The 15,184-nt window shown below is 66.4% G+C and carries 13 protein-coding genes; 10 read left to right on the top strand and 3 right to left on the bottom strand.

Features of this window, described 5'->3' with window-relative positions:
- Window positions 1-46 precede the first annotated feature (46 nt).
- Window positions 47-691, bottom strand: a complete 645-nt coding sequence (locus F8A10_RS09505; protein ID WP_010393674.1) for a L,D-transpeptidase family protein — start codon at window positions 689-691, stop codon at window positions 47-49.
- Window positions 688-1,872, bottom strand: coding sequence for a MalY/PatB family protein (locus F8A10_RS09510; protein WP_085501764.1), 1,185 nt, complete (start codon window positions 1,870-1,872; stop codon window positions 688-690). The genes F8A10_RS09505 and F8A10_RS09510 overlap by 4 nt, the downstream gene beginning before the upstream one ends.
- 78 nt (window positions 1,873-1,950) lie before the next feature.
- Here F8A10_RS09510 and def (F8A10_RS09515) point away from each other — a divergent pair, with 78 nt between their 5' ends.
- The 7 genes from def (F8A10_RS09515) (at window position 1,951) to F8A10_RS09545 (ending at window position 7,706) form a co-directional block, all read left to right on the top strand.
- Window positions 1,951-2,472, top strand: coding sequence for a peptide deformylase (def, locus tag F8A10_RS09515; protein WP_010393670.1), 522 nt, complete (start codon window positions 1,951-1,953; stop codon window positions 2,470-2,472).
- The gene (locus F8A10_RS09520; protein ID WP_083825814.1) at window positions 2,465-2,980 is read left to right on the top strand and encodes a peptide deformylase; all 516 of its coding nucleotides are present in this window, start codon (window positions 2,465-2,467) and stop codon (window positions 2,978-2,980) included. The genes def (F8A10_RS09515) and F8A10_RS09520 overlap by 8 nt, the downstream gene beginning before the upstream one ends.
- A gap of 57 nt (window positions 2,981-3,037) precedes the next feature.
- The gene (gene def / locus F8A10_RS09525; RefSeq protein WP_010393666.1) at window positions 3,038-3,538 is read left to right on the top strand and encodes a peptide deformylase; all 501 of its coding nucleotides are present in this window, start codon (window positions 3,038-3,040) and stop codon (window positions 3,536-3,538) included.
- 62 nt (window positions 3,539-3,600) lie between these two features.
- Complete coding sequence (locus F8A10_RS09530) at window positions 3,601-5,238, top strand: alpha/beta hydrolase (RefSeq protein ID WP_029371523.1); 1,638 nt, start codon at window positions 3,601-3,603, stop codon at window positions 5,236-5,238.
- Complete coding sequence (locus F8A10_RS09535) at window positions 5,223-6,098, top strand: dienelactone hydrolase family protein (RefSeq protein ID WP_152367190.1); 876 nt, start codon at window positions 5,223-5,225, stop codon at window positions 6,096-6,098. The genes F8A10_RS09530 and F8A10_RS09535 overlap by 16 nt, the downstream gene beginning before the upstream one ends.
- Before the next feature lie 26 nt (window positions 6,099-6,124).
- Window positions 6,125-7,018 carry a methionyl-tRNA formyltransferase gene (gene fmt / locus F8A10_RS09540; RefSeq protein ID WP_152367191.1) on the top strand — a complete coding sequence of 298 codons (894 nt, stop codon included), beginning with the start codon at window positions 6,125-6,127 and terminating at the stop codon, window positions 7,016-7,018.
- 139 nt (window positions 7,019-7,157) lie between these two features.
- Window positions 7,158-7,706 carry an HdeD family acid-resistance protein gene (locus F8A10_RS09545; RefSeq protein ID WP_193668121.1) on the top strand — a complete coding sequence of 183 codons (549 nt, stop codon included), beginning with the start codon at window positions 7,158-7,160 and terminating at the stop codon, window positions 7,704-7,706.
- A 3-nt stretch (window positions 7,707-7,709) separates the two neighbouring features.
- On the opposite strand, the gene hrpB is transcribed toward F8A10_RS09545, so the two are convergent.
- Window positions 7,710-10,127 carry an ATP-dependent helicase HrpB gene (hrpB, locus tag F8A10_RS09550; protein ID WP_152367193.1) on the bottom strand — a complete coding sequence of 806 codons (2,418 nt, stop codon included), beginning with the start codon at window positions 10,125-10,127 and terminating at the stop codon, window positions 7,710-7,712.
- A gap of 111 nt (window positions 10,128-10,238) precedes the next feature.
- Between hrpB and F8A10_RS09555 the strand changes: the two genes are divergently transcribed.
- The 3 genes from F8A10_RS09555 (at window position 10,239) to pbpC (ending at window position 15,166) form a co-directional block, all read left to right on the top strand.
- Window positions 10,239-11,606 (top strand): YcjX family GTP-binding protein, encoded by a 1,368-nt coding sequence (locus tag F8A10_RS09555; protein ID WP_010393653.1) that lies wholly within the window; start codon window positions 10,239-10,241, stop codon window positions 11,604-11,606.
- Between the two features lie 9 nt (window positions 11,607-11,615).
- A complete protein-coding gene (locus F8A10_RS09560) occupies window positions 11,616-12,740 on the top strand; it encodes a YcjF family protein (protein WP_010393651.1) in 1,125 nt (374 codons plus the stop codon).
- Between the two features lie 374 nt (window positions 12,741-13,114).
- Entirely contained in the window at window positions 13,115-15,166 is a 2,052-nt protein-coding gene (pbpC, locus tag F8A10_RS09565; RefSeq protein WP_152367194.1) for a penicillin-binding protein 1C, read from the top strand.
- Window positions 15,167-15,184: the final 18 nt, after the last annotated feature.

Here is a 15,184-nt window from a genome sequence, read left to right on the forward strand (position 1 = left end):
TATCCTTGGGCAGAGGCTGCGGCAAGATGGCACGCAAGGGCGAACCTCAGGGCAGGATCTCGACCTCGGTGCCGACACGGGCATGGGCAAAGATCTCTTCGATCTCGTCATTGGTGACGGCGATGCAGCCGGCAGTCCAGTCACCCTTGACGCGATAGCCGTCGGGGATCTGGTTCGGCTGGCCGTGGATCATGATGTCTCCGCCCGGGCTGACACCCATGCGCCGGGCCGCCTCGCGGTGATGAGGCTGGGGATAGTCGATGCCAAGCGACAGGTGATAGGCGCTGTTGCGGTTCAGCCGGTCGATGCGAAAAATGCCTTCGGGGGTGCGGCCGTCGCCTTCACGGCTTTTGTCACCATCTGGCGCAAAGCCAAGCGCGATGCGAAAGGTCCTGGGCGGTCCGCTTTCCTGATAGACGGTCATCCGGCGGGCAGCTTTTTCGACCAGAATGCGCTGTACGGACGAGGCAATGGGCGCCTCGGGCCGCGCTGGCGGGCGCTGAAAGATTGGCGGCAGCGCGATATGGGGCAGCCGGAATTCGGGCAGCCGCGGCCAGTGCCAGCCCGAAGCTGGCGGCTGCGTACTGCCCGGCGGCGGCAAGGTGGCGGGCTGGGGGGCCCAGATCAGCCACAGCCCCCACAGCAACGCCGCAAGGCAAAGCACCGAAAAGATCGCGCCAAGCCGCTTCATTGCAGGTCGCGGAATGCCTCTTGCAGCCGTCCCACCGCCTCGATGACACGGGCGCGCTGGGTGGCGATATTAAACCGCAGGAAGTTTTCGCCTCCGGTGCCAAAGGTGCCGCCGTGGTTGGCGGCGATTCGGGCACCTTGCTCGACCCGGCGGGTAAACTCGGCCCGCTCCATCCCGGTGCCCGAGAAATCGACCCATGCCAGATAGGTCGCCTGCAAGGGCATTGAGCCAAGGCCGGGGATCGCGCCCACCCCGTCGTCAAAGATGCGGCGGTTGCCGTCAAGGTAATCGGCCAGCGCATCGACCCAGGCGGCCCCTTCGGGCGAATAGGCGGCGGCGACCATGGCCGGCCCGAAAAGCCCGGGCGAGATGCCCCCGGCCATCATCCGGTCCTGCAGCCGCTTGCGCAGCCCCTCATCGGCCACGATCAGATTGCCGATATGTGCGCCCGCAATGTTAAAGGTCTTGGTCGCGGCGGTCAGCGTGATCAGCCGCGCCGCAGCCTCGGGCGCAGCATTGGCCAAAACCGTATGCCGCGGGCTGCCCGGCATGACCAGATCGTGATGGATCTCGTCCGAGACCAGAATCAGGTCATGGGCTGCACAGAAATCGGCGATCTGGCGCAGTTCCTCGGTGCTCCAGACCCGGCCACCGGGGTTATGGGGCGAACAAAGGATCAGCATCCGCTCGCGTCCGGTCAGCAGGCTTTGCCAGCCCTCCCAGTCCAGACGGTACTGACCGTCCTCAATGACCAGCGGAAACTCGGCCACCTCGCGGCCAGAGGCGCGGACGACCCGGGCAAAGGCGTGATAGACCGGGGTCATCAGGATGACGCGGTCGCCCGGCTGGGTGAAGGTATCGACACAGATCGAGGTTCCGTTCACCAGCCCATGCGCAGACAGGATCCATTCAGGCTCAACCTGCCAGCCGTGGCGGTTTGCCATCCACCAGCGGATCGATTCGATATAAGCCGGGTTCGCGCCGGGATAGCCATAGACGCCATGCGCGGCCAGACGCTCGACCGCCTGCTGCACCGAAGCGGGCGGGCGAAAATCCATATCCGCCACCCACATCGCGATCCCGTCACGAGGCGAGACGCCATAGGTCGCCTGCATGTCATCCCATTTGGAGCAGGTGGTTCCGGTGCGGTCGATCAACTCGTCAAAGTCAGGCAGCGTCATGGGTCATACCTCGGTTTCCATTCGCTGACACCATAGCGGCTTGTTGCGCAAGGCCAAGGCTTGCCCTAGATCACGGGCATGACATTGCGCAGCATCATCCTCCACCCCGATCCGCGGCTGAAAAAGATCTGCGAGCCTGTGGCCCGCATCACCCCCGAGATCGAAACGCTGGCCGCCGACATGCTGGCCACGATGTATGACGCGCCGGGCGTTGGCCTGGCCGCGCCGCAGGTTGGCGTCCTGTCACGGCTTTACGTCATGGACTGCGAAAAGGACCCCGAGGCCCCGCGCAACCCCGTGGTCATGGTCAACCCCGAGATCACCTGGCGTTCCGACGAGCTGAACACCTATGAGGAAGGCTGCCTCTCGATCCCCGACCAATATGCCGATGTGACCCGGCCCGCCCAGGTCAAGGTCCGCTGGCTGGGCCTCGACGGCAAAACCCATGAGCGCGATTTTGAAGGACTGTGGGCCACCTGCGCCCAGCACGAGATCGACCACCTCGATGGCAAGCTGTTCATCGACTATCTCGGCCCGATCAAGCGCCAGATGATCACCCGCAAGATGGTCAAGCTCAAGCGTGAGCGGGGTCGTGGCTAAGCCCGCACCCCCTGCGCCTGCAAGACAGGGCCGCGTCCGGCCCGTCCTGATCCATCCCCATCCCGCATTGCGTCACCGCTGCGATCCGGCAGCGGCACTGTCCCGCGACCGGATCAATGAACTTGCCGCCGATCTGCTGGCAACCATGTATGACGCGGGTGGGCGTGGCCTTGCCGCACCGCAGATCGGCAAGCCCTGGCGCATCTTTGTCATGGATCACGGCTGGAAAGAGGGTGCACCCAGTCCGCGCATTGTGATCGACCCCGAGATCGAGCCCCTCGGCAGCGAGGTGGGCACGATGGAGGAAGCCTGCCTTTCAATCCCCGATCATCCGGTGGCGGTAACTCGACCAGTCACGGTGCGGCTGCGCTGCCTTGATCTTGCAGGCCAGCCGCAAAGCCTGACCCTGACAGGGATCGAGGCACGTATCGCCCAGCATGAGGCAGACCATCTCGACGGTCGCCTGATCCTTGATTTTGGCACGGGACCGCAGGACACAGGGGAATGATTTACCTTCGCCTGCCGCCGTGCTAGCCGGGCTTTCTCTGCTGACAAGGCCCTTTCGATGACCATCCGCCCTTTCCTGCCCTATGCCGACCGCCGGTTGCACACTCCGGCCGAGCCGGTCGCCGAGATCACCGAAACCGTGCGGATGATCTGGGACGACATGATCGACACGATGGAGGCAATGCCGGGCGTCGGCCTTGCCGCACCCCAGATCGGGATCATGATGCGGCTGGCGGTGGTCGACGCCTCGGAAAAGCGTGGTCAGGCGGTGCGCATGGCCAATCCCGAGGTGCTGCATGCCAGCGTACAGCTGCGCCCCCATGAAGAGGCAAGCCCCAACCTGCCCGGCGTCTCGGCCCGGATCGAGCGGCCCCGCGCTGTCACCGTGCGCTTTCTGAACGCCGACGGTGAAATCGAGGACCGGGATTTCGTCGGCCTGTGGGCAACCTCGGTACAGCATCAGATCGACCACCTGAACGGCCGGCTTTACGTCGATCACCTCAGCCCCCTGCGTCGCAAGATGATGGTGGCCAAATCGGCCAAGCTGACCCGCCGCTGACGGTTTTCTTTCGCAATGCGGGGGGTTAGGCTTGGGTCGCAACCAGCGCCTGGACCCAGCACATGTTCTCCCTCCTCCCTCTTCTGGCCGGATTGCTGTTATTTTCAGCGTCACTGACCCCTTCGCTTATTCCACGCGACTGGATGATGCAGGGGGTGCTGGCAGGCATGTCCATGGCGGCGGGCTATGTGCTGACCCAGTTCCTGCTGGCGATCTGGCGCACGCTTGAGCTGCCGGGACTGAAAGACCGCGCCGCCCGTATCGCCCATGCGGTCCTGGCGGTGCCGGTGCTGATCCTGCTCGCACGCGCCCTCATCCTGTCTGTCGAGTGGCAAAACAGCATCCGTGTCCGCATGGGCATGCCGGATCTTGAGGCCAATAACACCGCCAAGATGCTGGGACTGGCACTGGTGGTGTTTCTGGCTCTGTTTCTGTTCGGTCGGGGGCTGCAAGCGCTGTTTGACCTTCTGCGCCTGCGGCTTGCGCGCCATATCCCCTCGCGCAGCGCCAACGTGCTGGGGCTTTTGCTCGCCGCGATGATCGTCGTCACCCTGACCCGCGACGGGGTGGTGAACTGGGCGATGCGCATTGCCGACCGCTCTTACGCCGCCGCCCAGCACCTGACCGATCCCAACCTTGGCCCACCATCCGAGCCATGGCAGTCAGGCTCGGCCGCCTCGGGGGTCGATTGGGGGCTGATGGGCAAGCCTGGCCGCGACTTTGTGCTAAGCGGGCCGCGCGCCAGCGATATCTCGGCCTTTACCGGCCGTCCGGCCAAAGAGCCTTTGCGCATCTATGTCGGCCTTGCTCAGGACAAGGACCCCGAGGTCCGCGCCAAGGTGGCACTGGACGAAATGCTGCGCGTCGGCGCCTTTGACCGCAAGGTGCTGGTGCTGGCCAGCCCGACCGGCACCGGCTGGATGGACCCGGCAAGTTACGATGCGCTGGAATATATGCATGGCGGAGACGTGGCGACGGTAGGGGTGCAATATTCCTATCTGCAAAGCCCTCTGGCCCTGATCTTTGAGACCGAATCCGGCCTTGACCAGACCACGGCGCTGATGCGCGTCATTTATGACCACTGGCGCCAGCTGCCGCAGGACCAAAGACCACGCCTTTATCTGCACGGCATCTCGCTTGGGGCCTGGTCGTCGATGTATGCCTTCAACCCGTTCCAGATGATGAACGAACCGGTCTCGGGCGCGTTCTGGGCCGGGCCGCCCTTTCCGTCGACCCTGTGGCGTCAGGCCAATGACGCACGCGAACCCGGCAGCCGCCTTGTCCTGCCCGATGTCGATGACGGCGAGGTGATCCGCTATGCAAGCCAGTTCGCATCGCCCGACCGCTCGGGTCGCCCATGGGGCCGGCTGCGCATCCTGTTCCTGCAATATGCCAGCGATCCGATCGTCTTCTATGATCCCGTCTCGCTGTGGCGCGAACCGCAATGGATGCGCGAGCCGCTGGCCCCCGATGTTTCGCCCCGGTTGCGCTTTACCCCGGTGGTGACACAGTTGCAGCTGGCGGTGGACTTGCTGGTTTCGACCTCGGCCCCGCCCGGATTTGGCCATACCTATCACGCGCATGACTATATTGATGGCTGGGTATCCGTGACCGCCCCCGAGGGCTGGAGCGCCGCCGACACACAACGGCTCAAGGCCATCTGCGGTCAGAACGGAAGGCTGGGATGCGCAAAGGGCTGATCCTGGCGCTGGTGCTGCCCGGGCTGGTGCTGCTTGTGCTCGTGCTGAACACGGCGCGCAACTATGCCGGCTGGCAGCCCGCGACCGAAACCCCCGCCGAACGGCTGGCGCGGCTTGAACCCTACTGGCGCATTTTGCGCCCCGAAGGGCCCGGCCCGCATCCCGCCGCAATCCTGCTGTCGGGCTGCGACGGGGTGCATGACAATATGGATTATTGGGCGCAACAATACGTTGCCATGGGCCGGGCGGCGCTGATCCTTGACAGCCACGCGCCAAGATCGCTCGACAGGGCACAGGCGTGGCGGGCGCTTTGCGCGGGGCAGGTCCTGCCAGGGGCCGAGCGGGCCGCCGATCTGGCCGTGGCACTCGCGGCGCTGCGCGACATGCCGGGGATCAATGCCTCGGATGTGGCGCTGCTCGGGGCGTCGCATGGGGGCTGGACGGTGATGGAGCTGATGCGCGAGCTGTCCTCTGACACGCCCCCTCCCGGCCTTTCGGAATGGCCCGTGCCGCCCGACAACCTGACCGCCCAGCTTGGGCCAGCGGTGGTGCTTTACCCCTATTGCGGCCTGCTAAGTGGTGCGGCCAAGGGGCCGTGGCCGGGTCAGGTGCGAATGCTGATGCTGCTGGCGGCCGAGGATTCGATCACCGATTCCGCCGATTGCCAACAGATGGCGGCGGATCTTGCCGCCACAGGTGCGCATCTCGACGTCATCACCTATCCCGGCATCAACCACGGCTTTGACCAAAGTGAGCGTTCCATACTCTCACCGCTGGAGTTCAATGCACCAGCCCGGGCACAGGCGACCCGCGATATCCGCGCCTTCATGGGTTTTGCCGCCGCCGAAGCCGGGATATGAGGTCGCCACAGTAACGGAGGGCAGCAATGCGCGTCATCTTCATGGGCACACCCGACTTCTCGGTCCCGGCGCTGCGGGCCATCGCCACGCAGCATGAGGTCGTCGCGGTCTACTCCCAACCGCCCCGCGCGGCGGGACGCGGGCAAAAGCCGCGCCCCTCGCCGGTGCAGCGCGCTGCCGCGGAACTGGGCCTGCCCGTCCGTACGCCCGAGCGGCTGAAATCCGTGCAAGATCAGGCGGAATTCGCCAATCTTGGTGCCGATGTGGCGGTCGTCGCCGCCTATGGCCTGATCCTGCCACCTGCGGTGCTGGCCGCGCCGCGCTTTGGCTGCCTGAATATCCACGCCTCACTGCTGCCGCGCTGGCGTGGGGCGGCGCCCATCCACCGCGCCATCATGGCCGGGGACGCCGAAACCGGCGTCGCCATCATGCAGATGGAGGCGGGGCTGGACACTGGCCCGGTACTGGCCGAGGCCCGCACCCCCATCGGTCCCGAGGACACCACCGCCGATCTGCACAACCGGCTGGCCGAGATGGGCGCCGCGCTGATCGTCGAACAGCTGGAGCGTCTGCCGCAACCTGCCCGCCCACAACCGGCCGAAGGCGTGACCTACGCCCAAAAGATCGACAAGGCCGAGGCGCGGATAGACTGGAGCCAGCCTGCCGCCCAGATCGACCGCCAGATCCGCGGCCTGTCGCCCTTTCCCGGCGCGTGGTGTCTGATCGGGGACGAAAGGGTGAAGCTTTTGCGCTCGCGCCTTGCCCCCGGTTCAGGTGCGCCGGGGCAAGTTCTGTCGGGCTTTACCATCGCCTGCGGCGAAGGCGCGGTCGAGGTGCTTGAGGCCCAGCGCGAAGGCAAACGCCCCATGCCCGCAATCGAAATCCTGCGCGGCCTGACCCTGCCCCCACGGCTTGGCTGAGGCGCTGTAGCGATTTCGTTACAACCTATGGATGAACTCGCGCTTGCAGGCCGTTCCGCTTAACACCATGTTAATATTTCCCTGTCACACCGGAACAATATGATTTGGTCCGGTAATCCTGGAAAGGGGGATGACGATCATGGAAAATCTGATCCGTGTGATGGCCGACCATTGGTGGGTGCCGCTTTTGCGCGGCATCGCGGCCATCCTTTTCGGCCTGATGGCGTTGGTCTGGCCGGGCCTGACGGTCTATATGCTGCTGCTGGTCTTTGGTGCCTATGCAATTTTTGACGGGGTCATGGCGATCGTCATTGCCTTCCGTCGCAAGTCTTCGGACGATGGCTGGTGGGCCTGGGCGCTGGACGGGTTGCTGTCCATTGTCATCGGCCTGATGGCCCTGTTCTGGCCCGAGGCGACGGCGCTGGCCTTCATCATCTGGATGGCCGCCTGGGGTGTGGTCGCCGGTGTCTTCCGCATCGTCGCCGCCATCCGCCTGCGGCACGAGATCGAGGGTGAATGGGCGCTGGGACTCAGCGGGCTGCTGCTTATCACCTGGGGTGTGCTGATGGCGCTGCTGCCGGCGGCGGGCCTGCTCAGCATCGCATGGCTGATCGGAACCTTTGCGCTGCTGATCGGCGTGGTGATGATCGCGCTGGCCTTCCGGCTGCGGCGGCTAAGAAGCGCCTGACCATCAGGTCCCGCGCGGTTTGGCGCGGGTGGTCGGGTCGGCCTCCAGCGGGTTCTCTGGCCAGGGGTGGCGTGGATAGCGACCACGCATATCCTTGCGGACATCAGCATAGCCGCCCGCCCAGAAACCCGGCAGGTCCGTCGTCACCGCGACGGGCTTGCCCCCGGGTGACAGCATGGTGATGCGCAGGGGCCTGCCGCCTGCGCGCGGATGCCGCGCGACACCGAAAAGCTCTTGCAGCCTCAGCTCGATCGAAGGGGTCTCGTGATCATAATCAATGGGCACTTTGCGGCCTAAAGGTGTCAGGAAATATGCCGGAGCCTCTTTGTCCAGCCGACGCTGCCCATCCCAGCCGATACGGGCCTTAAGCGCCTCGGTCAGATCGAGTCCGCGCAGATCTGAAAGTGTCCGCACCTTGCCGAGCCAGGGCAGCAGCCAGTCAGGTTCAGCAAGCAGGCTTGCATCATCCACCGCACCCAGCTCAGGGATCAGAGCGATCCGCGCCCGCAGCCTCGCCGCCGCGGGGGTCCAGCTCAGGCCATTGGCGCGCAGCCCCTCAAAGGCGGCGCGCGCAAGGGCCGCAGGGTCGGCGTCGTCCATCACACGATCAGCCAGCACCAACGCACCCAGCCGTTCCTGCCGACGAGCGATGACGCGGTTGTCGCGGCGTGACCATTCGACCAGTTCGACGCTTTCGATACGATCGGGAAACAGGGCGCGAAGCTCTTCCTCGCTGATGGGGGCGGCCATGCGGATCCGCGCCTCACGGGTGTCTCCGTCCAGATCGGTGGCGACGATCAGGCGATCGCCGGCCAAAGCATCGCCCTCGGGCAGAACCGCACCCTTGCCGCCTGACAGGACATAACGCGGCTGATCGCCCTTGCGGCGCAATCCGATGCGGTCGGGATAGGCTAGCGCCGCCATCGCGCCGGGCGACAGCCCCGCCGCAGCTCCATCCCCCGCCATGCGACGCAGGCGCTTGGCCTCATCACGAATGCGGTGCAACGGACCGGGGTTTACAGGCCAGGGGTGACGGTCCTGATAGGCGCGCTGGTCACGGATTGCGGCAAGCCGCAGGGTCAGATCAGCAGGCGCGCCTGTCAGCGGGTCACGCTCGGCCATCAGCGCAGCCAGATCGGCTGCCTCGCGCCCCGCAGTGACCAGCATATGCGCCAACCGCGGATGCAGCGGCAAAGGTGCCAGCCGCCGCCCATGATCGGTAATACGATCAGATGAATCCAACGCGCCAAGATCGCGCAGCAGTGCCCGCGCCTCGGCCAAAGCTGCCTCGGGCGGCGGGGTCAGAAAGGCAAGGTCGCGCCCATCCGAACCCCAGATCGCCAGTTCCAGCACCAATCCGGTCAGATCGGCCACCGCAATTTCGGGTGGGGCAAAGGCTGGCAGGGCCCCTTCTTCGGCCCGCGCCCATAGCCGGTAGCAGATGCCGGGCGCGACTCGTCCGGCACGGCCCCGGCGCTGTTCGGCCTCGGCCCGGCTGACCCGCTCGGTCACCAGCCGCGACATGCCCGAACCGGGATCAAAGCGCGCGCGCCGCGCCCGGCCCGCATCCACGACCACCCGCACATCTGGAATGGTCAGCGAGGTCTCGGCGATCGAGGTTGCCAGCACGATCCGCCGCCGCCCGCCACCCGTCGGATGCAAAACAGCGCGCTGGGCCCTGAAGTCCATGTTGCCGAAAAGAGGCAGCACTTCGGCATCGGTATCAAGCATTGCCCCGACGCGGCGAATCTCTCCCTCGCCCGGCAGAAAGGCCAGGATGGTGCCGCCAGTGTCACGGGTCGTCGACTCGGCCTCGGCGATCAGCCGCGCCGCCTCGGGCACCAGCCGGGCCCCTGCGGGCAGGGGACGGCCCAGCCAGCGGGTTTCGACCGGAAAGGCGCGGCCTTCAGAGCGGATGACAGGCGCATCCTCAAGCAGCGCCGCCACCGGCTCGGTATCAAGCGTCGCTGACATGACCAGCAACGCAAGGTCTGGACGCAGGGCCTGGCGCGCCTCCCACGTCAGGGCAAGGCCAAGATCGGCGTTCAGGCTGCGTTCGTGAAATTCGTCAAAGATCACGCAACCGATGCCGGAAAGCCCGGGGTCGGACTGGATCATCCGGGTCAGGATGCCCTCGGTCACCACCTCGATACGCGCGCCCGGCACCGCCTCGCCGCGGATGCGATAGCCGACTGTGCGACCCAAAGGCTCGCCCAGCGTTTCGGTCATACGCTCGGCCGCGGCACGGGCGGCAAGGCGGCGCGGCTCAAGCATGACGATCCGGCCCGCGACGACCGGCAACAGCGCCAAAGGCACGCGCGTCGTCTTGCCCCCACCCGGCGGTGCCATCAGAACCGCGCGGCCATGGGCGGTCAGCGCGGCAGTCAACTGGGGCAATACGGCGTCGATGGGCAGATCCATCCCCGCGTTATGGCAAAGCACCGCCGGAGCGAAAAGAGGGACCTCTACACATCCGGCCCCGGCCTGCCTATCTTTGATCCCGCCGATGCTGGGGCCAATGCGAGGGACCGAATGGGGATAGCCGACGATCTGATGCAGGGCCTGGGCATTTCCGACCCGGTGCTGCGCCTTGGGGTGACGGGCCTGTCGCGGGCAGGCAAAACCGTGTTCATCACTTCGTTGGTTGCGAACCTGCTTGACCGGGGGCGGATGGCGGCGCTGCGCGCAGCGGCGGATGGCTCGCTGAAGGCAGCATGGTTGCAGCCGCAGCCCGACGATACCGTGCCGCGCTTTGATTATGAGCGGCATCTCGCGGCAATGACCGGCCCCGATCCGCATTGGCCCGAAGGCACACGCCACGTCAGCCAGTTGCGCCTGTCGTTGCGGGTCCAGCCGCGCGGGCTGATCGCAGGCTGGCGCGGCCAGCAGGTCCTGCATCTTGATATCGTCGATTACCCGGGCGAGTGGCTGCTGGACCTGCGGCTGATGGACAAGGATTTTGATCAATGGTCGCAAGAGGTCCTGGACAGGATGGAGCGGCGCCCCGGCGTGCTGGAGTTCCGCGCCGCACTTGCCGGCACCGACACCGCCCGCTTTGACGAAACGGCAGCGCAGGCGCTGGCCTCTGCCTATACCCGTCACCTGCATCTGGCGCGCGAAGCGGGCTGGTCGGACTGCACCCCCGGCCGTTTCCTGATGCCGGGGGAGCTTGACGGCTCTCCGGCGCTGACCTTTACCCCTCTGCCGCATGAGATGCGGTCAACGCCTCTGGGCCGCGAATTCGCCCGCCGTTTTGGGGCCTATAAGGCACAGGTGGTCCGGCCCTTCTTTCGCGACCATTTCGCCCGCATTGACCGGCAGGTCGTGCTGATGGATGTGCTGGGCGCGATCCATGCAGGGCCGCAGGCGGTCGAGGATATGCGCCGCGCCATGGCCGATATCCTTGGCGCATTCCGACCCGGACGCGCGGGCTGGCTTGCCCAGCTATTGGGTGCGCGGCGCGTGGGACGCATCCTCTTTGCCGCGACCAAGGCCGACCATCTGCACCATATCCAGCACCCGCGCCTGACCGGCATCACCACCGCGATGCTGCGCGAGGCCCGCGACCGCGCCGATTTCTCGGGTGCGCGGACCGAGGCCATGTCCATCGCCTCGCTGCGCACCACCACCGAAGAGATGATCCGGCAGGACGGCGAGGACCTGCCCGCCGTGCGCGGCACATTGATGGACGGGCGGCAGGCGGCATTCTACCCTGGAGAGTTGCCGGCCAACCCATCGGAACTGCTGGTTCCCGCCAGTCAGGGCGCAACGCGCTGGCTGGACGGAGATTACGCGATCATGAACTTTGCCCCGGCACCGAACACGATGCGGCCGGGCGATGGACCTCCGCATATTCGTCTGGACCGCGCGGCCGAATTCCTGATCGGCGACAGGCTATAGGAGAGCGCAATGGCTGAACCTCCGAAACGGCGCGGACCGGTTCTGCTGGAGTTGGACGATGTCCAGCCCGAGCTGTCCCGGACTGAACCGCCACAACCCGGCGCCCAGTTCGATCCCCGCCCCGATCAGCGCGACCGCAAGCCACCCCGGACCGAGCTGCGCGAAGGCGACGCCGCACCCTCGCCCGCGGATGCGCCAATGATTGACGACGGCCTGGCCCCCCTGCCACAGCCGCGCACCATGCAGCTTGTGGCGCGGCTGGTCGGGCGTGGCCCGTCACGGCTGACGCGGTTCTTTATCAATACCGGGGTCGCGCTGTTCACCTTTCTGCTGTCGGTCGCCGCGCTGCGCTATCTGACCGACCTCTTGAACAGCTACCCGCTGCTGGGCTGGATCGGCATCGGCCTGATGGTCCTGTTCTGCCTTGCCGCGCTGGCGATGGCGTTTCGCGAGTTCCGTGCCTGGTCGCGCTTTGCCGCCATCGACGGCATTAACCGCGAGGCCGGGGCGGCACTGGCTGCAAACGACTTGAGGTCGGCGCGGCATGTGGTGGACCGGATGGAAAGCCTGTATCGCGCCCGGCCCGAGCTTGAATGGGGCCTGACGCGCCTGCGCGAACGCAAGGGCGATACCTATGATGCCGAAACCCTGATCGCGCTGGCCGAGACCGAATTGCTCGCGCCCCTCGACATCGAGGCCCGGCGCGAGATCGAGGCAGCCGCCCGCACCGTCGCCGCCGCCACGGCGCTGATCCCGCTGGCGCTGGCAGATATCATTGCCGCGCTGGCCGCAAACCTGCGCATGATCCGCCGCATGGCCGAAATCTATGGCGGTCGGGCGGGCGCAGTGGGCGGCTGGCGGCTGGCGCGCACCGTGATGACCCATCTGATCGCCACCGGGGCGGTCGCGGCCGGCGACGACCTGATCCACACCGTCGCCGGAGGGGGGCTGCTCGCCAAGGTCTCGAAACGCTTTGGCGAAGGGGTGGTCAACGGGGCTCTGACCGCCCGGGTCGGCATCGCAGCGATGGAGGTCTGCCGTCCGCTGCCCTTCATCCACCAGCCCCGCCCCCGGGTCGGCAATCTGATCGCACGCGGCCTGAAGGGGCTTTTCGGCGAGGACACCGAGAAGTAGCCGCCCCCGGCACGATGATCTTACGTTCGCCGAATCGACCGAGAGGCTCCGGACGATCAGGCGGCATCACCGTCAGGATAGGGTGTGCCCCGCGCGTGCCGTGCAGGGATGAACCAGACGACATATTGTCGGGCATGTTGGCGCCCTTATGTTCCCCGAGGGCGCGGCGATGGGCCATTCCGGCAGCAAATCAAGCAGATTGTAAGGGCATGTTCCCCGCACGCGCGGGGATAAACCCCCAGAGCCCTCGGGTGCAGGTAAAGTGGGCCCAGGCTAACCGCTCCAGGATACCGGCCTGAACCAGCACATCAGAGACATCCCCATCGTGCAAACAGCCGTTTCTCTCTTCCTGCCAACTGGCGTATGGATCGGGCATGAGTCCGCGCCGCGTTGCCCTTGTACTGTTTGCGACTGTCTTGCTGCTTGGCCTTGGAGCCGGCGCGCGGGACCGGTTTGACGACTGGGTCGCAGCGACCAGGATCCCCCGGCTTGATGTGCAGGTCGGGGCCGAGGTGGTGGCACGGGACGGCACGCTTTTGCGCGCCTTTCAGGTCGCGGACGGGCGCTGGCGGCTGGACGCCGGGCCGGTCGATCCGCTGCTGATCGACATGCTTTTGCTATGGGAGGACCGCCGGTTTCCCGATCACGCCGGTATCGACCCACGCGCAATCATCCGTGCGGGCTGGCAGGCGCTGCGTTATGGGCGCGTGGTCTCGGGCGGCTCGACCCTGACCATGCAGGTCGCGCGATTGCTTGAAGAAGGGCCGACCGGCCAATGGGCAGGTAAGGCCCGGCAGATGCGCCTTGCGCTGGCGCTGGAACGGCGGCTTGAAAAACACCAGATCCTTGAACTTTATCTGCGGCTTGCTCCCTATGGGGCGAATGTCGAGGGCATCCGTGCTGCCAGCTTGCAATGGTTTGGCAAGGAGCCCCGCCGCCTGACCCCTGCTCAGGCAGCCCTGTTGGTCGCCCTGCCACAATCGCCCGAGGCGCGCCGCCCCGACCGTTCGCCCAGCGCAGCCAAGGCGGCGCGGGACCGGGTGCTGGCGCGGGCGGCCGATGCAGGGCTGATTTCGGATTCGGACGCCAAGGCCGCGATGGCCGAGCCTGTGCCGAACCAGCGCCGCGCCTTTCCGGCGCTTGCGCCGCTGCTGGCTGCGCGACTGGTACGCGAAAACCCCGGTGCGTCCCGGATCGAAACCACCATCGACGCCCGCCTGCAACGCCGGGCCGAAGAGCTGGCCTCGCGTGCCGTGGTCGGGGCCGGGCGCAGGCTTTCGGCGGCAATCGTTCTGGCCGATCACCGCACGGGCGAAATCCTTGCCGAGGTCGGCGCCGCCGACTGGACCGACAACGCCTCGGCGGGTTTCGTGGATATGGCGCGGGCCTGGCGCAGCCCCGGCTCGACGCTGAAGCCCTTTGTCTATGGGCTGGCCTTTGACGACGGGCTTGCCCATCCGGAAACGCTGATCGAGGACCGGCCCACCGCCTTTGGCCGCTGGCAGCCACAGAACTTTGACCACCATTTTCGTGGCACAGTCAGCCTTAAAAACGCGCTGATCTGGTCGCTGAATATTCCGGTGGTCAAACTGGCCGAAGCGGTCGGCCCGAACCGCATCGCCCAGGCGCTGCGCCGCGGCGGGATTGAGCTGCGCCTGACCGGGGATGCGCCGGGCCTGGCAATCGTGCTTGGTGGTGCGGGGGTTACGCTTGAAGGTCTGGCCGAGGGTTATGCCGCGCTGGCGCGGGGCGGGCGGGCAATCACCCTGTCGCCACTGCCGGGCGGGGGCGAGGAACGCCGCACACCAATGTTCGGCCCTGTCGCGGCATGGCAGGTCGGGCATATCCTTAGCCAGAACCCCGCGCCGCATGGCACGCGGCTGCGGCCTTTGGCCTATAAGACCGGAACATCTTACGGCCACCGTGACGCGCTGGCGGTGGGCTATGACGGGGCACGGGTCGGTGCGGTCTGGCTTGGCCGGCCGGACGGGACGCCCGTGCCCGGCGCCTTTGGCGGCGATCTGGCCGCGCCGGTGCTGTTTGACCTGTTCGACGCCCTGCCGGCGGTGGCACTGCCACCGCCCCCGCCGCAGACGCTGACCCTGCCAAACAGCGCCCTGCCGTTGCCCCTGCGCCGCTTTGCCCCGGCAGGTGAAGCCAGCGCAATGGCAGCCCGCCCCGCCGGTCCGGACGCCCTGCGCCTGACTTATCCGCCAGACGGGGCCGAGATCGACACCGACGGCCCCCTGATCGCCAAGGCGCGGGGCGGACGCGGCCCATGGACCTTTCTGCTGAACGGGGCGCCCGCTGCCATCGCACAGGCGCAGCCGACGGCAAACCTGCCCAACCCCGGGCCCGGCTTTGCTCAGCTTACGGTTGTGGATGCAGATGGCGCCTCGGCAAGTGCGGCAATCCGGCTGCACTGACACAAATTGCGCGATTCG

It is taken from the genome of Paracoccus kondratievae, assembly GCF_009301415.1.
GTDB classification, from domain to species: Bacteria; Pseudomonadota; Alphaproteobacteria; order Rhodobacterales; family Rhodobacteraceae; genus Paracoccus; species Paracoccus kondratievae.